Below are 20,284 nucleotides of genomic sequence, written 5' to 3' on the forward strand. Positions count from 1 at the left end.
AAATGATGCAATCTAAGCTGCTAATTCAACGACGAGTAACGCCTTTTCTTGCTCGGCTAAGTAAAGACAACGTAATCCTATTCGGGCTTCTGGCTTTTTTGTCAGTGGTCATGACGCTATTCATCCTGATGCCACTGTGGGCAATGTTGAAAAAGAGTGTTCAGAACGCAGACGGCGAATTTGTAGGTTTACAGAATTTCGCAACGTATTTTGCGTCTCAAAGCCTATGGCAGTCGGTAGGTAACACCTTCACGTTGGGCTTGTTGGTAACGACAGTGGTTGGCGTTTTAGCGTTTGGTTATGCCTATGCTTTGACTCGTTCATGCATGCCTTTTAAGGGACTATTTCAGGTATTAGGTTCTGCGCCGATCCTTGCTCCTTCATTACTTCCTGCAATCAGCTTGATCTTCCTATTTGGTAATCAAGGTATCGCCAAAGAAGTCTTGGGCGGCAACTCGGTATACGGCTTGATTGGTATCTCACTCGGCTTGATATTCTGGACTTTCCCACATGCCTTGATGATTCTAACCACTTCACTCAGAACTTCTGATGCTCGTCTTTATGAGGCTGCCCGTGCTCTAAATACTTCCTCGCTTAAAACCTTCTTCATGGTGACCTTACCTGCAGCCAAATATGGCTTGATCAGTACTCTGATCGTTGTGTTTACGTTGGTGGTGTGTGACTTTGGTGTACCAAAGGTCATTGGCGGTAGCTACAACGTTTTATCTACAGATATCTTTAAGCAGGTGGTTGGTCAGCAGAACTTTTCGATGGGTGCTGTAACCAGTATCTTGTTGCTATTGCCTGCGCTACTTGCGTTTACAGTGGATCGCTGGGTACAAAAGAAACAGAAGAGCTTGTTTGATACCCGTTCTGTCGCGTACCAACCAGAGCCAAATACCATGCGTGATGGATTGTGTTTCCTTTACTGCACGGTCATTTCGGCTGCTGTCGTTATCGTGTTGGGCATGGCGATATACGGTTCTATGGTCACCTTCTGGCCTTGGAACAAAGCGCTCACCCTGAATAACTACAACTTTGCTGAGATGAGTACCTATGGTTGGACACCGTTCTTCAACTCTCTGACGCTTGGTGCATGGACTGCCATTATCGGTACCGTATTGATTTTCTTAGGTGCGTATTGTATTGAGAAGGGCAGAGCATTTGGTCCCGTTCGTCAGGCGATGCAGATGCTCAGTGTTGTGCCGATGGCCGTTCCGGGTATGGTTCTGGGTTTGGGGTATATCTTCTACTTCAATGACTTGAGTAACCCACTTAACTTCCTGTATGGCACGATGGCGTTCTTGGTGATTAATACGGTGGTTCACTACTACACAGTAGGGCACATGACGGCGTTAACGGCATTGAAACAGCTACCTTCGGAAATTGAAGCCACGGCGGCCTCGGTTAACCTACCGCAATACAAGCTGTTTTTTAAGGTGACGGTGCCCGTTTGTTTGCCTGCGATTTTAGATATTGCGACATACCTGTTTATTAATGCACTTACCACGACATCTGCGGTAGTATTCTTGTATTCTACCGATACGATACCTGCGTCAGTTTCAGTGTTGAATATGGACGATGCGGGGCAAACCGGTGCAGCAGCAGCCATGGCGGTAATGATCATGATATCTGCAGCGAGTGCGAAGTTGATTCATATGCTAATCAACAAGTTTTTCGAGAAGCGCACCCAAGCTTGGCGCAAACGCTAGCGAACCATTTTATATTGCAGTTGGCCAAGGAGTGGCTGACGACAAGAACAAGAATGAAAGGAAATTAAGTGCAGTACGTAAAAATCAAAGATGTCATTGTAGAGCAGATAGAGTCGGGGATGTTAACGCCACGACAGAAGTTGCCTGCAGAACGTAAGCTGGCTGAATCGTTTGATACAACACGAGTTACCTTACGTGAAGCTTTGTCTTCGCTTGAAGCTGAAGGGCGTATTTACCGAGAAGATCGCCGCGGTTGGTTTATCTCACCAGCGCCGCTTCGTTACGATCCAACCCAAACACTGAACTTCACTAATATGGCTCTGGCGCAAAATCGTCAACCGAAAACTGAGTTAGTGGCAGCAAAAGGGATGTTGGCAACCAAGGAGGCGACTAAGCTTCTTGAGTTACAACCGTTCTCCGATGTTTATCGAGTCGATAGAGTTCGCTACCTTGAAGACAGACCGGTTGTGTATGTGACGAACTACATTCGACCAGAGTTGTTTCCTAACTTACTCGATTATGACCTGTCTAAATCACTGACCGACATCTACCGTGAGCACTTTGGCGTGGTGTATCAGAAGATTCGTTACCGTGTGAGTACAACGTCTTTGCTGGGTGAAACCGCGCAAGCATTGCGTGCGACTTCTGGCTCTCCTGCAATGGTGGTAGAGCGTGTTAACTACAATCAAAATGGCGATTTGATTGACTGTGATATTGAGTATTGGCGTCATGACGCGATCAGTATAGAGTCGATCGCACAGTTAGAACGCTAGTCATACGTTAGAACGCTGGCACACCTTAAATTCTCTGAGCTTGCTCAATTGAAACGATCAAAGGTCTCTTATCTGGAGGCCTTTTTTATCCCCTTTTTTAAGCGGTTGCTCTTATCAGTCAATAAGTTAGGAATTAAATGGAATTCTCTGCCATCATCATCGTGATTATCTCGGCTCTGCTGCATGCGGGTTGGAACGTTCTAGGTAAATCTAATCAAGGATCGGGTTCGTCTTTCTTCCTAGCCTCTGGCTTTGCCGCCGCAGCGATATTGACTCCCTATCTGGTTTGGTATGCCTACAGTGTTGGCCTGTCAAATATATCACTTCCATTCTGGCAGTTGGTTTTCTTGAGTGGGATCTGTCAAATCGTCTATTTGATTGGGTTAGGCGCTGCCTATAAACAAGCTGATATTGGTGTGATCTATCCGATGGCACGAGCACTTCCGGTGTTGATGGTGGGGTTAGGCACGGTGTTGATCGGCTATGAATTGTCGGCGAATCAGTGGATGGGTTTTGCACTGATCACATTAGGCTGTTTGTTCGTTCCACTGAAACAATTCTCTGAGCTGAGGTTCAAGGCCTACCTGAACCTCGGTGTGCTGTGGGCATTAATCGCCGCCATTGGTACCACTGGCTACTCCATTATAGATAAAGAAGCGCTCCTGTTATTGGAGCCGTTAAGCACGCCTACCATTACTAATAAACACACGGCGATTTTCTACCTAGGCATTCAATTTTGGGCGATCGTGATTCCGCTGAGTATTTGGTTGTTGGTGTCCAATCAAAGAATCGAATTTACCAACGCATGGATACTACGTAAGAAAGCCACGGTTGCAGGCATTATGATGGCATCGACTTATGGTTTAGTGTTATTTGCGATGACCATGACAGAGAACGTCAGCCTGGTTGTGGCACTTAGGCAAGTCAGTATCATCTTCGGCGTAGTGATGGGGATCTACTTTTTAAAGGAAAAGTGGCACATGACTCGCGGTGTAGGCGTCGTTTTTATTATTGCTGGTTTAGTTATCTCACTGACTTAAAGAGAAATTAATTTACACCTCCAACCTATAATGTGACTTTTTAGGCACATTATCCTTATTGATAGCAAACGTTTTACTAATGTTAAAGATGTGATCCTTCTCATAGACAAGGCAGTAAAGTTACCGGTAACACCCACCCCAACGTTACCGGTAACATATAACAACAAACCGGACTCTGTGAAACTCATAAGGATACCCAAATGAAAGCTCTGACTAAAACGCTGATTGCTGCTTCCCTCACTGGCCTATTTGCTACTTCAGCAATGGCTGCAGACTTTAAACTTAAGATTCAATCTTCAGATCCATCTGGTGATTTGAACTTCAAGGTTCAGCAGAAGTGGGCTGAGCGTGTAGAGACGATGTCTAACGGACGTATCGACATCGACCTTCTGCCTGTAGGTGCTGTGGTTAAACACACTGAAACGCTAGGCGCGATCAAGATGGGCATCCTTGATGGTCATATCACAGCAACAGGTTACTTCTCTGGTAAAGATCCAGCATTTGGTCTTATCGGTAACATGGTTGGTGCATGGTCAGACACAACACAACTGCTTCAGTACATGAACTACGGTGGCGGTAACGAGCTAATGACTGAGCTTTACAAGCCTTACGGTGTTCAGTTCGTTGGTGCTTCAACAACAGGTGTTGAGTCTTTCATTTCTAAAAAGCCAATTGACGGTGTCGCGGATCTTAAAGGTCTTAAATTACGTGCACCTGAAGGTCTAGTACAACAAGTGTTCGCAGCAGCGGGTGCGACTCCAGTAAACCTTCCGGGCTCTGAAGTATTTACCGGTCTAAGCAAGGGCGTAATTGATGCTGCGGACTACACAGTATTCTCGACAAACCAAAAAGCGGGCATGAACGACATTGCGACACACCCAGTTCAACCGGGTTTCCACTCGTTGCCACTTATCGATATCTCTGTTTCTCAGAAGAAATGGGACAAGATGCCTGCTGACCTACAAACAATCTTACAAACATCTGTGCGTGACTTTTCTTACGACATGACGACTCAGCTAAAAATGGCTGACCAAGCAGCAGTTAAAGAAGCGCAAGCGAACCCAGAAATCACTATTCATGACTGGTCTCAAGAAGAGCGTAAGAAGTTCCGTGAGATCGCAAAAGGTCAATGGAAAGTATTTGCAGAGCGCTCTGATAACGCACAGAAAGTTTACACCTCAGTTACCGTGTTCCTAGAAGAAAACGGCTTACTGTAATTCAAACTTAGCTTACTGATGGGGGAGGGCATTGCTCTCCCGTTTTCTCCCAGGAAATTTGGCCATGACAGACAAAATCCCTCACGCACCAGCTGAAAACGATGAAAAGCCAAGAAACGGGCTTGATCGTCTTATCATAAAATTCAGCAACTTAGTTAGCTGGTTGTTTATCTTCACTGTATTGATTTCATTTTACGAAGTTGTGATGCGCTATGCATTTGACGCCCCAACCACTTGGGTTCACGAGACGGCTTCATTTATCGGTGGTTCATTATTCATTATCGGCGGCATCTACGCTTTCGCGGCTGATAAACATGTACGTGTTGTTCTTATCTACGATTCAGTGTCTAACCAAACACGTAAGTATCTTAATCTTGTTCACCACATTGTTGGTTTAGCCTTTGCGGGCATGCTTGCTTACGCGGCTTACTTCACTGCAGAAGAAGCGTGGTTTGCACCTTGGGGTGAATTTCGTCTTGAGACATCAGGCTCAGTGTTAAACGCGCCTTATCCAGCGCTGCTTAAAGGTCTAATCTTTGTCGTTTTGTGTGTTCTTGTTGTCCAGTTTGTATTGCACCTAATCCAAGAGTTGATGGGTCTAAGGAAGAATGACGATGTTTGATTTATCTTCTATTGGTATCGCATGGGGCAGTTTGCTCATGCTGGTTATGATGATTGGCTTGTTACTCACTGGTATGCAGCTGGCCTTCGTAACAGGCTTCGTGGCGATCTTCTTCACCTTGTGTTGGTTCGGCCCTGATGCCTTGCCTTTGATTGCGAGCCGAACTTACAGCTTTGCTTCTGGTTATGTATTCCTCGCCGTCCCAATGTTCGTATTGATGGCAGCGCTCTTAGACCGTTCAGGTATCGCACGAGACCTGTTTGATGCCATGAAATCGGTTGGCCGTAAGGTTCGCGGCGGTGTTGCGGTACAAACTTTATTGGTAGCCGTGTTATTGGCGTCAATGTCAGGTGTTATCGGTGGTGAAACCGTACTACTTGGTATTCTTGCTCTGCCTCAAATGCTTCGCTTGGGTTATGACCGTAAGCTTGCTATTGGTACAACCTGTGCGGGTGGCGCGCTAGGCACCATGCTTCCGCCAAGTATCGTACTGATCATCTATGGCATGACAGCCAGTGTATCAATTGGCGATTTGTTTAAAGCGTCTTTCTTACCGGCCTTTATCCTCGCGGGTTGTTACATCGGCTACGTATTGATTCGTTGTAAGCTAAACCCTTCTCTTGCGCCGATTCCGAGTGATGATGAGACAGAAGAAGACATCGCTAATCAACCTAGCTACTTCAAGGCTCTGTTCTTCCCGCTGCTTTCAGTAGCAACCGTTCTAGGCAGTATCTACACAGGTATCGCTTCAGTAACCGAAGCTTCTGCTTTGGGTGTGGTTGGTATTATGATCAGTGCACTAATCCGTGGTGAGCTGAACTACAACATGCTGAAAGAGAGTGCCATGGCAACAATGCGTACTTGCGGCATGATCATGTGGATTGGTATCGGTGCAAGTGCTCTGGTTGGTATCTACAACCTGATGGGCGGTATTGATTTTGTTGAAGAAACCATCCTTGCGCTAAGTGGCGGCAACGCGACAGTAACGTTGTTAATCATGATGGCTATCTTGCTGGTACTCGGCATGTTCCTTGACTGGGTCGGTGTAGCACTTTTGACAATGCCAATCTTCGTTCCAATCATTACTGGTCTCGGCTTCGACCCAGTTTGGTTTGGTGTTGTGTTCTGTCTAAACATGCAGGTGTCTTTCTTGTCACCGCCATTTGGCCCTGCGGCGTTCTATCTGAAATCGGTAGCGCCAAAAGACATCAGCTTGGGTGAGATATTCACGTCACTACTGCCGTTCATTGCACTTCAAGTGTTGGTTTTAGGCTTGGTTATCGTCTTCCCACAACTCGCGCTTTGGTGGCAATAACAACAAAGGTTCCTGACCAGACTTAGCGTCAGGAACCGAACCGCAACAACACAAGTTTAACTATTAGATTCGATTGTCAGCCCCAGTTTTGGTTGGGGCTTAGGGAAGGCTTGCCTTATGAAAAGCAAAAAAATACTCGTGATGGGCGTATCTGGATGCGGAAAAAGCCTGATTGGTAGCCGTATCGCAGAAGCATTAACGCTCCAGTTTTTTGATGGAGATGACTTCCATCCGCAAAGCAATGTAGAAAAGATGCGCCAAGGTATTCCACTGACAGACGAAGATCGTCAAGGATGGCTGGAAACACTGAATAAGCAATATATCGAACAACCAAGCGCTGTGATCGCTTGCTCGGCATTAAAGCCGCAATACCGCGATATTCTGCGCAACAACAATGAAGATTTGGTGATTGTGTATCTACAGGGCAGTTTCGATACGATTTGGAATCGTCATAAAGCTCGTGAAAATCATTATTTTAATGGTCAAGAGATGTTGAAAAGCCAGTTTGAAACCTTGGTTGAACCGGAGCTAGATGAAGCGTTATTTGTCGATATCTCGCAAGATGTTGAGCAAGTCGTAGAAAGTGCACTTAAACAAATTAAGCAGATAGGCTAAACCATGACTCAGATAAAAAATGACATCGCGATGATTGGTTTGGGTGTGATGGGCAAAAGCTTGGCGCTCAACCTACTCGACAATGGATTCAACGTCGCGGGTTTTGATTTAAACGCTGACAACGTCGATCGCGCAAATTCAGAAGCGAAACAGCTTAATGAATCCTTTGAAGGTAAAGGTCAATTCACTAAAGGCACTAGCCTTGAACATATGCTCCAGGGCTTAGCAAAACCGCGTGTTATTGCGTTATCAGTTCCTGCAGGAAAACCTGTCGATATCGTCGTAAATAATCTGCTTGATGCAGGTTTGGAGAGTGACGACATTGTTATCGACACAGGTAACAGTTTATGGACAGATACCGAGACTCGTGAGTTGAACTATAAGGGCAAGCTACGTTTCTTCAGTACCGCGGTTTCTGGTGGTGAAGAGGGGGCTCGTGTTGGCCCTGCGCTAATGGCGAGTGGTGACCAGTCTGCTTGGCAATATGTAAAACCAATGTGGGAAGCGATTGCTGCTAAAGTGGATGTAAACGGTTTACCTGTTGCTCAATTTGAAGCGGGTGAGGCGTGCGCGGCGTATGTTGGCCCTTCTGGCACCGGTCATTACGTTAAGATGGTGCACAACGGCATTGAATACGCCGATATGCAGCTCATCTGCGAAGTGTATCATTTCATGCGTGATGTTCTGGACATGCCAGCTCAAGAGATTGGCCAAGTTTTCGAACAGTGGAATAACGGTGTTCTAAACAGTTACCTGATGGAAATCAGCGCCGATATTCTTCAGCAAGACGATATTGTTACTGGGAAGCCTTTTGTTGATGTTGTGCTGGATAAGGCTGGGCAGAAAGGCACTGGATTGTGGACTGCGGTGAATAGTCTACAAGAGGGTTGTCCAACGCCAACCATTGCACAGGCGGTCTATGCTCGTGCAATGAGCGGTCAAAAATCACAACGTATTCAAGGGAGTCAGCTTCTAAAAGGCAATATTGCGGATGCCAGCCAGTTGGACAAAGCGGAGGTAGTCTCTGAGCTTCATGACGCTCTCTACTGCGCCAAGCTATCTGTTTATGCTCAAGGCTTTGACTTGTTGAAAACAGCGTCAGACAAAGAAGGCTGGAACCTAGACTTCACTCAAATAGCTAAGATCTGGCGAGCGGGTTGTATTATCCGTGCTGCTTTCTTGCAAAGTATCACGTCGGCTTACCAACAAAATAGTGAGTTGACGAACTTGTTGTTTGACGAGATTTTCATCAAACAAGTGGAAGAGCGTGAGTTGGCTTGGCGTATTGCTGTGGCTAATTCGGCCTTATATGGTGTGCCGATGCCGGGGATCAGTTCAGCATTAAGTTACTTTGATTCGTTGCGCTGTGAAGTATTGCCAGCGAACTTACTGCAAGCGCAACGGGATTACTTTGGTTCCCACACTTATTCGCGAGTCGATAGAGATGAGGCTGAAAAGTTTCACGTGACTTGGAGTCAGTCTCCAAGAACGGAAGTTAACGCTTAAACAATGTATAACGCCCTCGCTATGAGGGCGTTTGTAATTGTGATGCTATATCAACCTTTTAGTAAATTAGGCTTCAAATTCCAAGTCAGTTGGATACACTGTTACCAGTAACATAACTCAAAAATAACAATTATTAATGATGTCGAATAAGAAAAAACGTCCAACATTACAAGATGTTGCCAACTTAGTTGGTGTCACCAAGATGACCGTGAGTCGCTGTCTGAGAGATTCTTCTCAAGTCTCAGAAGTGCTACGAGACAAGATCAATGCCGCAGTCGATGAACTGGGCTATATCCCTAACCGTGCACCAGACATTCTTTCCAATGCAAAGAGTAATGCAATAGGTGTGTTGGTTCCCTCGCTAACTAACCAAGTTTTTGCTGAAGTTATTCGTGGTATCGAGCAAGTCACCGCACCAGCAGGCTATCAAACCATGATTGCCCACTATGGCTATAGCGCAGAACTGGAAGAACAGAGTATTGCTTCGCTGCTCTCATACAATGTGGATGCGATTATTCTGTCTGAAAATGTGCACACCGATAGAGCGCGTAAGATGCTACAGACCGCATCGATTCCTGTGATTGAGATTATGGACTCGGTATCGCCAAGAATTGAACAAGCTGTTGGCTTTGATAACTTCGAAGCGGCTGGGGCTATGACTAAAACCATGCTCGAACGAGGGCGTACCAATATTGCTTATTTAGCAGCACGTATGGACGAGCGAACTCGCTTAAAAATGGCGGGCTACGAACATGCGATGCAAGAAGCCGACAAATCGCCTGTGACACTGCAAACGGAAGACGCTTCCTCGTTTACTCTTGGTGCAAAACTGATTGGCGAGTTACTAGAGAAGCACCCACAAGTGAATGGCATTTTCTGTACTAACGATGACTTAGCGATTGGTGCTTTCTACGAATGTGTGAGACGCGGTATTCAAGTACCAGAGCAGATGGCGATTGCCGGTTTCCACGGACACGACATCACAGTGGCGATGACACCTCGTTTAGCGACTGTAGTAACACCGAGGGAGCAGATCGGTAAAGTTGCGGCAGAACAAGTTGTGGCGCGTTTAAAAGGTAATAAAGAGTGGATTGCGAAGTTGGATCTTGGCTATGAGATTGAAGTAGGCGAGAGTATTTAATTTTTAGTCCGGTTTTGCTCTTTATCGGATTCAAACTAAAACGCCCTTAACGATATGATGTGTTAAGGGCGTTTTCAATTTGTTTTTGTGCTTTTAGCTTAAGTGCTTTTGTAGCAATGATCTTTAGTTCGCTAAAGCTTGAGCATCTTGTTGTTTCAGCACTTTATGGCCATCTTCAGTTACGCCACGTTTCCAGTAACTGCTGATGTAGATGTTCTCTTTTGCGACTTCTTTTTCGTTGCGGAAGTATTGTCTTAGCTCGCGCATGCTTTCAAATTCACATGCTGTCCATACTGAAACCTGACCGTCTAACCATTCTATGCTGCGAACGGTTTGTGATAGTGTTTCTTCAGTTTCATCTTCAATCAACCAAGTGATTTTGATGCCTTTAGGCGCTTCAAGAGTTTGCTTGTCTGCTGCTGAGTTGATTTGAACCACAGCGTGACCTTTCGCGTGCTCTGGAAGTGATTTTACTTTTGCGGAAAGCGCAGGGAGTGAAGTCATGTCTGCGACTAAGAAGAACCAATCCGACTCAAGATTTAGCCCTTGGATTAAACCCGGACCAGCCACGGAAATAGTATCACCCACTTGTGCGTTCATTGCCCATCTTGCAGCAAAACCACATTGCAAATCTGTAGTGATGTGGCGAACGAAATCGACTTCGATAAATTGCTCTACTGGGTTGTACTGACGAATAGTGTAAGTGCGCATGGTAGGACGCTCACCTTCATTCAATTGGCTCAAATCTGTGGTGCCGAGTGGCGAAAATAAAAGCTTGATGTAGCCGCCGGCACATTCTGTCGGGTATTTACTTAATCCCTCACCGCTAAGCGTTATACGCTGCATGTTTGGAGTAATGGTTAAGGTTTGAGTAACGGTTAATGTGATAGGGCTAGGCTTGCTCATATAAGGCTCTCTTGGATTTTGATTTCGACATCATAATCCTGAACCAGAAAACTCTCAATACTAATAATTATCATTTACTATAATTTACATAAATGCAATCTAACCAGAACTCCTCGATCTGTGTGGGTCAAACTCATTGACAAAAAAAGCCCTTTAGAAAACTAAAGGGCTTGATGTGTTAGAGCGGTTGAACGTGAGAGTAATCAGCTGTTAGCTTGCTCTAGTTCAATTGTTTCATCAGCGGCTTTCGCAGCTTCTAGCATCTTACGAATAATGAACGATGCTGCCATTGCGATACCTACCATCACGACTGCAAGAACAGTCAGCATTTGGAAGTAATCACCGTAAACCGTTTGCACGATCTCTTGTGTGATCTCTTGGCCTTTCTCTAGTGCAATAGACGTTGAGAATACGGCACCAACAATGCCCGATAGTGCGATAGCAACAGAGAACAAGCTTACTGAGAAGTTCTCGATGTGTTTAGGTGCAACTGACAGGATGAAGGCTACAACCATAGAGCCAACAATTACTTCACCAAATGCTAGGAAGAAGTGAATCGCTAGGAATACTTCAGGGCGAATCAGAACGTCATCACCAACTGTGGTCACTGCCATTGTTAGGATACCGAAAGCGATAGCCGTTAGAATGAATGAGAAACCGACTTTCGTTGCCGTAGAGAAGTTAATGTTTTTCTTTTCTAGGTTAGAGAAGATACCCGCGATGATAGGGCCCGCAACCATACACCATAGTGGGTTCATCGCCATTGACGCTTCTGGTGCAACAGGAATGAAGCCAAATAGGTCACCACGCATGGTGTTGATTGCTACCATAGTCATCGACGTCATCATCTGGCCGTAGTACACGAAGAAACAGGTCGTCAGGAATGTGATTATTAAGATTGTGCCCATTTTCAGCATGTCTGACTTCTTCGATTTCATCATCAAAGAGACAAAGTAGATGATCGCTGCACCGCCAATTGCATATACGATGTTTTGGCCAATATCCATGTTAGAGAACATGAAAAATACCAAGCCAATCATAGCTGCAGAAAGGCCAAGGAAGGCTGCCCAGTTTTTAGTGCTTACTGGTTGTTGATCGATTTCAGCACTTGCTTCAACAAGGCCCTTGCGAACAAAGATCATCATTAGAAGCGCAGCGCCTGCTAGAACAGCAGAAAGAAGGAAACCACCGTGGAAACCAACAACAAGCACTAGCATTGGGAACAGGTATTGACCTAGTAGAGCGCCAATGTTGTTTACTGAGTAGTTGATTGGGTAGCAGTTCTCAAAATCTTCTTGAGTTTTGAACGTGCGTTTGTAAAGACTTGGGTAAGAAGGAGACATCAAACCACGTGCATAACTTGCTAACGCAATACCACATAATGCCATCGGAACATTGGTTGCTGCTGCACCAAGTACCAGTAGAACGTAACCACTTGCGAACCCTAGGAAGGCAATGGTTAAAGATCGGTAAGCGCCTAAAAACTTGTCGGCGATAAAGCCACCTGCGATAGCAAATAGCGGTCCGATTGCAGAGAAAGCACCAACAACCATCATGGTGTCGGCTTCATTGTAGTTCAGATCTTCAAGGAAGAAACGAGTCAAGATCACCATGACGCCATAGAACGAAAGTCCAAACATCATCTGGCAGAACATCATTGATTTGTTTAATCTATTCCACATTATTTTATTCTCACATTTGTATTAATATGTAGTGTAATTACCCGATTATAATACCATTACTAGTAATACATAAACTGAAACATCTGTCTCAAACAGGACTTTGCTCGATATATCTTTTCTTATGAGTGCATTCATATTTCTTATGAATGAAATTTGCAATGTTAGATTTTGCTAGTGGATGCATAGCGGTGTGAAATGCAGCCATCATCACTTGCGGCTAAGTAATGAACTAATAAAGGGAAAATTAGAGGTGGTCATTCTGTAAAATTTTTGAGTGAGTATCACTTTCAATTGGCTGCTGGGATTTAGCCAATAAAAAAGCCAGCTTGGTGGCTTTTTTATTGAGATATTGAAAACTAAGTTTACACGAATGCCGTCTCTATAGAGGCTTTCTCCACTCGTGTTCCTGTCTGTTACTCACACGGGGGTGCCATGTGAATCACGGCCAGGCCGCCTAGAGAAGTTTCACGGTACTTCTTGTTCATGTCTTTACCTGTTTGGTACATGGTCTCGATAACCTTGTCTAACGAGATAAGACACTTGCTGGTACGTTTCAATGCCATGCGCGATGCATTAATTGCTTTCATTGCACCCATTGCGTTACGTTCGATACATGGCACCTGAACAAGCCCGCCGATCGGATCGCATGTCATGCCCAGTGAGTGTTCCATCGCGATCTCAGCGGCAATACAGATTTGCTCGTTGCTACCACCACGCAGGGCAGTTAGGCCAGCAGCAGCCATTGATGAAGATACGCCAACTTCACCCTGACAACCTACTTCTGCACCAGAAATCGAAGCGTTGGTTTTGTATAAGATGCCGATAGCACCAGAGACTGCCAAGAAGTCCTTAAGCTGCTTAGTGTCTAGCTCTTTGATGAAACGATGGTAGTACATCAAAACTGCAGGAATAACGCCAGCAGCACCGTTGGTCGGTGATGTGACAACCTGACCGCCCGCTGCGTTTTCTTCACTCACGGCAAAGGCAAACAGGTTAATCCAATCCATGATTTCCATTGGATCGTTTTCAATTGAGGCATTTGCTTCAAGCTTTTTCAAAAGAGCAGGTGCTCGACGCGTGACTTCTAGACCGCCATCAAGAATGCCTTCGGTGTCAAAACCACGCTGCATGCACAATGACATCACCTTCCAAATTTGGTCGGCTTTCTGGTCAATCACATCCATATCTTGGAATGAAACTTCATTGCGCAGGATTAAGCCACCAAGGCTAAGTCCTTGTTGTTCTGAGAGTTCAAGCAACTGGTCAGCAGAAGAGAAAGGAAACTCAACTTGTGTTTCTGCTTCCTGTTTGCCGTTTTGTAGCTCATCAGCGGTTGCGATAAAGCCACCACCAATCGAGTAGTAGGTTTCCATATCCAGAAGGTTACCGCTTGCGTCAAACGCAGAGATAGTCATGCCATTTTCATGCAGCGGAAGGTTGGTTTTGTGGAAGAGCAGGTCGCTTTCTACATCGAAATGAATTTCATGGTTACCGCTCACCAGTAGAGATTTGTCTTCAATCGCCTTACGCATTGCTTGGTTAGCACTGGTAATTTTAATGGTGTCGGGGCGGTTACCTAGCAAACCTAACAAGGTCGCTCTGTCTGTATGGTGACCAATACCCGTTAATGATAACGAGCCGTATAAGTCGATTTGAATACGCTTCACTTGCTTAAGCTGAGCATCAATTTTTTGGGTAAAGTTAAACCCAGCGATCATTGGTCCATTTGTGTGGGAGCTGGACGGCCCAACCCCAATTTTGTAGATATCAAAAATAGACAGCATAGTAACTTCCTGTGAAGACGGTTCGATGAACGAACTCTGTGTAAAATTTGTATTTAGTTAGTTTCACTTCTTTGAGTGAACCTGTTCTTTGGGTGAAACAGTTATGTGATTGAGCGTATTCATTGATTGAAAGGGCTCTTTTATCGACCAGTGCTAATAAGCATAGAGCGATGAAATACAAGAGCGTGCTATGTTTGCTGTAAAGCGACACGTCTATTCTTGTATTACCTAAGATGTCGCTATCAATCGTGAGCATTATTGCGAGCAACTTATAAGAATTTCAAAATACTTTTGTTCACAAGTATTGTATACATAATTCACTCCATCTAATCCCCAAAACGAGACTTGAACATAAAATGAGCATTAATAACCTCCTTATTGTGCTGGGTAAACGGCTTAATGAGAATGAATTGACTGAGGAAGGAATCAGTCGAGTTGATGCTTTGGTGAAGTATCTGGCGGAGTCCTTGAACGCAGAGCGTCGCTCGTCTACAGCGGTCGCTTTTTGTGGTGGGGTAACCAAAGGGCAGAGTGTTTCGGAAGCCGATGCGATGCACCGATACTTTCGAGAGTTGGAAAGCCTCCGCGAAGTCCCGTTTACTCTGGGAGCGATTTTATTAGAGCAGCATTCAACCAATACTGTAGAAAACATCCAAAATTTAGCTGCTGAGATGATAGAGAGTGGTCTGTTTACTCGTGGGCAAGGTGTAAAGATAACGTTTGTGTCGAATGACTATCACTTGCAACGAATCTTTGAGATTCAAACGCTAATGGACGAGCAAGGTTTGCTCAAAGTTCTCGTTGAAAAGTGTTCGGCGCTTGGCGTAGAACTGCAGATAGATCGCAAGTTGGAGGCTCATGTTGCAGTGCCATACCCACATCAAAGTGCTCAAGGGCAATTGTTTCTGTTAATGGATGTACTGACGACCTATCGAGTTTATCTTGAAGGTGTTTGTGCGGGCGTATTTAAGCGAGATTTGGAGTTGGTGAGGCGGGAGCCAGAAAGACTGTCTTTGGAAGCACTGATAGCCGTAAAGGAACTCGTTGGGTGTTCATCTCACTTTGACATTGTGGCCGGTTTACTCCCCGTATTGGGGCGCTGTATCCAGCAGACTTCAGTGGATGCCGACATAAAAAAAGTCAGGGAATACCTAGCTCTACTAGATACTAACCTGACTTTATTGAATCGTTATTTAGATCCAGAATCCGATCACACACATCGCTGGTGGCGATAGGTGATCATTTCTTTCTCGTGATGCCAATAACGGTCTTTAAACTAGCAAAGGCAATCAGACAGTAAGCTAGAAGCTCAGTGCCTTCTTCAGCGATATTTTTAACCGCTCGAACGTAATCATCGCCCATAACATTGTGCCAGAAGCTGCCCATGCCAAATAGGCGCGAGAACACCAACAAAAGCATCACGCCAGTCACTAGCAAATTCATGTGTGGGGAAGCAAGAATAAGCGCAAGTTGATCAATGGTTCGTTTACCATTTTTAATCGCATAGAAGATTGCGCTACCAGCAACCAATAGGGCAGGAACAACCCAAGCGCCATGTACAATCTTGTCGAACCAAAAGTCCATTTCACGAATAAACATCACACCGAAAAATGCACTGATGAGCATAGCTGCATGCTTAACTTCGCGCTTCTCTCTTGCTAGATAAGCAAAGGACCCAGACGAGATAATAAGCAGTAACTGCTGCAGCATCTCGGTCACCGAGATCTCACCAACATTGCCATTCAACAATACGAAATCAATTCGAAGCGCAAGGTTTGCGACAATACCAATCGCTAAAACAATGAGAGCGGTTTGGCAGCGTTTGTAGATCACTTGAGATGTCGACTGAGAAAGGGTGAACTCTGGCAGTTCAAATGACATTTGAGTTTGTTCTTTCGTTTTTGATTGGCTTTTCATAATAATTCTATGTGTAAAATTTTGTAACAGGCGGGCATTCTATCGGTGTAGGTTAGGCTAATGTCAGAGCTGTGTCAGAAATAAAACAGTGTTCAATTGGTGTGTGTGTACGGTAAACCGCTGCCTTATGGCAGACAGTCTACGTAACATAATTGAGTTTTTAGGGGGAGGGTTTTACAGCTTTGAGATTGGAAACTTGTAATAGAAGTGATTACTTTTCAGTTTCTTGCTCATGGTTATTGCGGTAGTACTCCCACTGTTCAATGCGCTCGCCGTCATCGAATACACAGTAAGTTGTACGCTGATTGTTTTCAGTAACCGTATCTAATTCACCGTCCTGTTGAACACAATAAACAGCTGCTGGGTTAGCGACTGAAACACGTTGGCCTTCGCTATATTCTGCATAGTCGTTTGCACAACCGCCTAATACAACGGCACATACAGCCATCAAACCAATTTTCTTCATGCTTATCTCCTACGTCATAACTCTATAATTGAATGCGTTAAGTTCTACAGAACCCAATGAGAAGCTCTATGAAATGAGTATATTTTAGATTTCAGAAAAGGTTGTCCTAATTTGGTCAAGATATTGAAATAGGTTGATATTTCGCCATGTTTAGCTGCTTTTTGAGGGCTAGATCAAGCTAAGCTAGCCGGGCGAGAGAAGGGCATGAATTGTTGAGTGAAGGCTTTTCAGAGGTTATGTGATGTTTTCTTGCTTTATCGGCTATGAGGTACAAAGTTAGAAGGCGTGTTGATGTGAACCGCTATGAACCTCGAATCTATGAATGATTATGATATGATGCCGCCAAATTCAGTTGAGCAGTTAGAGCCATGAGACACCTAAAAACCACCATTCACCCAGATATCGATCACCTAGATAACAAAACAGTTTATAAGCGTAATGCCGCCAGAGCGATTGTCTTAGATGGTGAAGATATTCTGATGCTGTATACCGAGCGTTACCACGACTACACCATCCCTGGTGGTGGTTTAGATGAAGGCGAAGATGTGATTGCGGGCATGGTCCGAGAGCTTGAAGAAGAGACGGGTGCAAAGAACATTCATGGTATTAAGCCGTTTGGCATTTTTGAAGAGTTTCGCCCTTGGTACAAAGATGATGCAGATATCATGCATATGATTTCCTACTGCTATTCCTGCAAGATCGATCGTGAACTTGGTGAGACGGCTTACGAAGATTACGAAGTTAAAAACGGAATGAAGCCTGTGTGGATGAACATCCATGAAGCGATTGCTCATAATGAAAAGACGATGGCCGAAAGTCCTAAAAAGGGTATGAGCATTGAGCGCGAGACGTTTTTGTTGCATTTGATCGCAAAAGAAATGCTTTAATCTCACCCAAGCTTATATTGCAGTAATAGCACAGCAGTAATTGTTCAGCTGTAACTGCACTGCAGCCGACATTGATCTTTGAACTGTTTAATTTCACCCCGCATTTAAGCAGTTCATCGTTAGCGCTTGCAGCCCCCCCCCCCAACTTTGCTTACAGCCAATAGTCATTATTTCTCCAGTTTCATGCAGCTTCCTGCTGTTTGAACGACATCTTTATTCGCTTGGAATCTACTTCTCTCACTCCTATCTATGACAAGCTGTCAAATTGAGTTACTTCATTCATCAAATTGATTCCTATTTTGAAGATAGTGTTTATTGGGTCTAGAACCTAAGGAGAATGTAGGTAAATAAACTAATACTTTCATGGTGTTAGATTTGTTTTCTAAGTTTAAAAAAACTTGGCTTCACTCTTGCTTAACCTACTTATGCAACTCGTTTTGTCGGCATTAAAAGAAAAAGTGTACATCCTTTGTCTCGCAGCATCAGATTTTAGGGAGACGTTTATTTAGCTTTGCCGTTCAGAGTTTACGTACTTTTCAAGGAAATCGCCTAAGCGAAGAAGAAGTCGAGGTTAACTATGAAATACAAGCAAATTATCTATCTCATTGGCGCAATAGTCAGTGTCCCAGTCCAGGCAAGCGTGGTGGACTTGGACTTCTCAAATCACATAGAGTCAACAAACGGGAGTAGCAGTTGGGCGGGGCCAACCTACGATGGCGCCTCTATGCATTTTCTAAATGTCGGTACACACGATGGAAAAACCATAGATGCTAAGGTATCCAGTAGCGTATTTGGTGATGCGACATTTTTGTTTCATGCACCCAATTACAAAGTAGGCGCAACACAACCGTCAGGTGATATTGGTTTTCTCTACCAAACTAATTCTGCTGGTTCTGCGGGGCTGATTTATACGTTCGAATTTTTTGATGGTACTGACGGTCTTTCAGGTACGTTCTCTGTTCCTTACACCATTCCTGAATTTGAAATGATTGGCTATGACATTGATGGTGAGCCCGTTCAGTCAGAGCAAGTTCGAGTATTTAAAAGTGAAGGTTTTTACAGTTACCAGCTAGGTAGTGCGAGTGCCAGTTTGACTGCTGAAGAGAGTGCTGATGGCAATTCAGTTCTCTTCACCGGACCAGGCACCAATTATTCTGAAACTGATACGTCAGGTGCGGTTAAGTTTACCTACAAAAATACCTCTATTGTTACCCTTCAGTTTGAAACTGTTACAACGAGTGGCAGTGGCTTCCCTAACCCAATCTTTTCAGCGTTTGATGGTAACTGGGATTTAAGTGGTTTTACGAATCCGATAGAGAGTTCCGACGAGTCTGATTTTGGTGATGCGCCGGACACTTATGCAACGTTACAAGCAAGCAATGGTGCTGAACATGCTGTCTCTTCAACGCTTTATCTAGGGGCCAGTATCGATACAGACTCTGACGGACAACCGGGCGCCTTATCAAACGGTGATGACTTGGATGTTGACGGGAATGATGACGACGGTATTACGCTACTTACTAACTTAGAAATTGGGTTGGATAGTCTCATCAACGTTAACGTTGTGGGTAATGGTTACCTACAAGCTTGGGCTGACTGGGACTTGAGTGGTACTTTCGATGATGATGAACAAATCTTGAAAAACCATTCGGTTGTTGAAGGGGGCCAAGTGGTTCCAATTCGAGTGGCTGATGATGCGAGTGTGGGGACTGTACAAACACGTTTCCGTCTAGCGAGCAGCCCTAACATCCCAAGTGATGGTTACGTTGGTGACGGGGAAGTCGAGGATTACGTGTTCAACGTGACTGATCCGGGAACCACAATTCAACACTCTAACTACTACACTGCAGCGTTCGAAGATAACTGGCCTGAAGTTGGTGACTTCGATTTAAATGATGTTGTTGTTTATTACCGAACCACCATTCTAAGTAAAGATGATGCTGTGTTACGTATGGATATTAGCGGTAGCATCATGGCCTACGGCGCCTCTTACGGTAACGGCTTAGGTTGGAAATTGAGTGGCTTTGATGAGTCGGATGTCGACTTGCAGACCGCCAGAGTGCAGAAAAACGGCGCAACTCGTGTGAATATCTCACCGTTTACGGGCGAAGACAAATCGGTTGCATCACCAGGAGGTGACCTTGTTGTTGTAGCTTCGTTGAACTTAAAAAATGATATCCCTATTAACGATGAGTGTATGTTCCACCGTACCAACCCATCTTGTAATCCGTCTCTTGAGTCAGATCAAATGACGTTTAGCATCTCACTACCGTTTAACGACGACGATCAACCAACGGTGAGTTCACTTCTGCCATTAAGTGGTTTCGACCCATTCATCTTCGGTCCGGGTGAAGGGTATTACCATGGCTCTAGCTTTACTGGCTCTCCGGGTAAAGATCTTGAAATTCACACAGCGGATCTTCCACCAACGTCACGTGGTACGTTAGTAAGCGACTTTTACGGTGTGGCACAAGATGATTCAGATCCAGATAGTGGAAAATACTACAGAACTACGCAGAACATGCCTTGGGGTATCTTAATTTCATCTCCTTGGAATCACCCATCCGAGTACATTGATATCAGTGAAGCGTTCCCAGACTTTGCAGAATGGGCGACGTCTGGCGGTTCTTCTAAACCGACTTGGTATCTAAACCCTAACTCAGACAAAACTTGGTCTACTGAAGATTAATCAAGGAGGATT

Annotated in this window: 17 protein-coding genes; 12 read left to right on the top strand and 5 right to left on the bottom strand. The window is 44.7% G+C overall.

Going from position 1 to position 20,284, the window contains the following annotated elements; genetic code table 11:
- Nucleotides 1-2 precede the first annotated feature (2 nt).
- From CWO27_RS13955 to gntR, 9 genes are all read left to right on the top strand, one after another.
- Nucleotides 3-1,712, top strand: coding sequence for a putative 2-aminoethylphosphonate ABC transporter permease subunit (locus CWO27_RS13955; RefSeq protein WP_170960785.1), 1,710 nt, complete (start codon nucleotides 3-5; stop codon nucleotides 1,710-1,712).
- Between the two features lie 68 nt (nucleotides 1,713-1,780).
- Entirely contained in the window at nucleotides 1,781-2,485 is a 705-nt protein-coding gene (gene phnR / locus CWO27_RS13960) for a phosphonate utilization transcriptional regulator PhnR (RefSeq protein WP_048669555.1), read from the top strand.
- 137 nt (nucleotides 2,486-2,622) lie between these two features.
- On the top strand, nucleotides 2,623-3,525 hold the full coding sequence (locus tag CWO27_RS13965) for a multidrug transporter (protein ID WP_061017475.1): 903 nt from the start codon (nucleotides 2,623-2,625) through the stop codon (nucleotides 3,523-3,525).
- 200 nt (nucleotides 3,526-3,725) lie between these two features.
- Nucleotides 3,726-4,742: a TRAP transporter substrate-binding protein gene (locus CWO27_RS13970; protein WP_019820432.1), complete on the top strand. Its 1,017-nt coding sequence runs from the start codon at nucleotides 3,726-3,728 to the stop codon at nucleotides 4,740-4,742.
- Nucleotides 4,743-4,806: 64 nt separating this feature from the next.
- Nucleotides 4,807-5,364 carry a TRAP transporter small permease subunit gene (locus CWO27_RS13975; protein ID WP_017058622.1) on the top strand — a complete coding sequence of 186 codons (558 nt, stop codon included), beginning with the start codon at nucleotides 4,807-4,809 and terminating at the stop codon, nucleotides 5,362-5,364.
- Nucleotides 5,357-6,679, top strand: a complete 1,323-nt coding sequence (locus tag CWO27_RS13980) for a TRAP transporter large permease (RefSeq protein WP_048659109.1) — start codon at nucleotides 5,357-5,359, stop codon at nucleotides 6,677-6,679. Before CWO27_RS13975 ends, CWO27_RS13980 begins: the two co-directional genes overlap by 8 nt.
- Before the next feature lie 117 nt (nucleotides 6,680-6,796).
- Nucleotides 6,797-7,294, top strand: a complete 498-nt coding sequence (locus tag CWO27_RS13985; RefSeq protein WP_019820437.1) for a gluconokinase — start codon at nucleotides 6,797-6,799, stop codon at nucleotides 7,292-7,294.
- Nucleotides 7,295-7,297: 3 nt separating this feature from the next.
- Nucleotides 7,298-8,800: an NADP-dependent phosphogluconate dehydrogenase gene (gene gndA / locus CWO27_RS13990; protein ID WP_102431479.1), complete on the top strand. Its 1,503-nt coding sequence runs from the start codon at nucleotides 7,298-7,300 to the stop codon at nucleotides 8,798-8,800.
- Nucleotides 8,801-8,939: 139 nt separating this feature from the next.
- Nucleotides 8,940-9,941: a gluconate operon transcriptional repressor GntR gene (gene gntR, locus CWO27_RS13995; protein ID WP_107899104.1), complete on the top strand. Its 1,002-nt coding sequence runs from the start codon at nucleotides 8,940-8,942 to the stop codon at nucleotides 9,939-9,941.
- 123 nt (nucleotides 9,942-10,064) lie between these two features.
- On the opposite strand, the gene CWO27_RS14000 is transcribed toward gntR, so the two are convergent.
- The 3 genes from CWO27_RS14000 to CWO27_RS14010 all read right to left on the bottom strand — a co-directional run bounded on the left by CWO27_RS14000 (nucleotide 10,065) and on the right by CWO27_RS14010 (nucleotide 14,313).
- Nucleotides 10,065-10,847, bottom strand: a complete 783-nt coding sequence (locus tag CWO27_RS14000) for a siderophore-interacting protein (protein ID WP_107899093.1) — start codon at nucleotides 10,845-10,847, stop codon at nucleotides 10,065-10,067.
- A gap of 203 nt (nucleotides 10,848-11,050) precedes the next feature.
- Nucleotides 11,051-12,529: a peptide MFS transporter gene (locus CWO27_RS14005; protein WP_048669525.1), complete on the bottom strand. Its 1,479-nt coding sequence runs from the start codon at nucleotides 12,527-12,529 to the stop codon at nucleotides 11,051-11,053.
- Nucleotides 12,530-12,942: 413 nt separating this feature from the next.
- A complete protein-coding gene (locus tag CWO27_RS14010; protein WP_107899094.1) occupies nucleotides 12,943-14,313 on the bottom strand; it encodes an L-serine ammonia-lyase in 1,371 nt (456 codons plus the stop codon).
- A 356-nt stretch (nucleotides 14,314-14,669) separates the two neighbouring features.
- Between CWO27_RS14010 and CWO27_RS14015 the strand changes: the two genes are divergently transcribed.
- Nucleotides 14,670-15,548: a YdcF family protein gene (locus CWO27_RS14015; protein ID WP_107899095.1), complete on the top strand. Its 879-nt coding sequence runs from the start codon at nucleotides 14,670-14,672 to the stop codon at nucleotides 15,546-15,548.
- Nucleotides 15,549-15,552: 4 nt separating this feature from the next.
- Here the strand turns inward: CWO27_RS14015 and CWO27_RS14020 are convergent, their stop codons facing one another.
- Entirely contained in the window at nucleotides 15,553-16,230 is a 678-nt protein-coding gene (locus CWO27_RS14020; protein WP_048663358.1) for a hypothetical protein, read from the bottom strand.
- Nucleotides 16,231-16,441: 211 nt separating this feature from the next.
- Entirely contained in the window at nucleotides 16,442-16,696 is a 255-nt protein-coding gene (locus CWO27_RS14025) for a putative hemolysin (RefSeq protein ID WP_017079683.1), read from the bottom strand.
- A 368-nt stretch (nucleotides 16,697-17,064) separates the two neighbouring features.
- On the opposite strand from CWO27_RS14025, the gene CWO27_RS14030 reads away from it, so the two are divergent.
- Together CWO27_RS14030 and CWO27_RS14040 are read left to right on the top strand one after the other, a co-directional pair.
- A complete protein-coding gene (locus CWO27_RS14030) occupies nucleotides 17,065-17,583 on the top strand; it encodes an NUDIX hydrolase (protein WP_004742421.1) in 519 nt (172 codons plus the stop codon).
- Between the two features lie 577 nt (nucleotides 17,584-18,160).
- Nucleotides 18,161-20,272: an LruC domain-containing protein gene (locus CWO27_RS14040; protein ID WP_102431484.1), complete on the top strand. Its 2,112-nt coding sequence runs from the start codon at nucleotides 18,161-18,163 to the stop codon at nucleotides 20,270-20,272.
- Nucleotides 20,273-20,284 lie beyond the last annotated feature (12 nt).

It is taken from the genome of Vibrio sp. 10N.286.51.C3, from assembly GCF_003050065.1.
GTDB lineage: Bacteria > Pseudomonadota > Gammaproteobacteria > Enterobacterales > Vibrionaceae > Vibrio > Vibrio crassostreae.

Bases quoted from the DNA above. Each gene is read 5' to 3' on its own strand.
- CWO27_RS13955 (WP_170960785.1), top strand. From the start codon at position 3: ATGATGCAATCTAAGCTGCTAATTCAACGACGAGTAACGCCTTTTCTT.
- CWO27_RS13965 (WP_061017475.1), top strand. From the start codon at position 2,623: ATGGAATTCTCTGCCATCATCATCGTGATTATCTCGGCTCTGCTGCAT.
- CWO27_RS13970 (WP_019820432.1), top strand. From the start codon at position 3,726: ATGAAAGCTCTGACTAAAACGCTGATTGCTGCTTCCCTCACTGGCCTA.
- CWO27_RS13975 (WP_017058622.1), top strand. From the start codon at position 4,807: ATGACAGACAAAATCCCTCACGCACCAGCTGAAAACGATGAAAAGCCA.
- CWO27_RS13980 (WP_048659109.1), top strand. From the start codon at position 5,357: ATGTTTGATTTATCTTCTATTGGTATCGCATGGGGCAGTTTGCTCATG.
- CWO27_RS13985 (WP_019820437.1), top strand. From the start codon at position 6,797: ATGAAAAGCAAAAAAATACTCGTGATGGGCGTATCTGGATGCGGAAAA.
- gndA (WP_102431479.1), top strand. From the start codon at position 7,298: ATGACTCAGATAAAAAATGACATCGCGATGATTGGTTTGGGTGTGATG.
- gntR (WP_107899104.1), top strand. From the start codon at position 8,940: ATGTCGAATAAGAAAAAACGTCCAACATTACAAGATGTTGCCAACTTA.
- CWO27_RS14000 (WP_107899093.1), bottom strand. From the start codon at position 10,847: ATGAGCAAGCCTAGCCCTATCACATTAACCGTTACTCAAACCTTAACC.
- CWO27_RS14005 (WP_048669525.1), bottom strand. From the start codon at position 12,529: ATGTGGAATAGATTAAACAAATCAATGATGTTCTGCCAGATGATGTTT.
- CWO27_RS14010 (WP_107899094.1), bottom strand. From the start codon at position 14,313: ATGCTGTCTATTTTTGATATCTACAAAATTGGGGTTGGGCCGTCCAGC.
- CWO27_RS14015 (WP_107899095.1), top strand. From the start codon at position 14,670: ATGAGCATTAATAACCTCCTTATTGTGCTGGGTAAACGGCTTAATGAG.
- CWO27_RS14020 (WP_048663358.1), bottom strand. From the start codon at position 16,230: ATGAAAAGCCAATCAAAAACGAAAGAACAAACTCAAATGTCATTTGAA.
- CWO27_RS14025 (WP_017079683.1), bottom strand. From the start codon at position 16,696: ATGAAGAAAATTGGTTTGATGGCTGTATGTGCCGTTGTATTAGGCGGT.
- CWO27_RS14030 (WP_004742421.1), top strand. From the start codon at position 17,065: ATGAGACACCTAAAAACCACCATTCACCCAGATATCGATCACCTAGAT.
- CWO27_RS14040 (WP_102431484.1), top strand. From the start codon at position 18,161: ATGAAATACAAGCAAATTATCTATCTCATTGGCGCAATAGTCAGTGTC.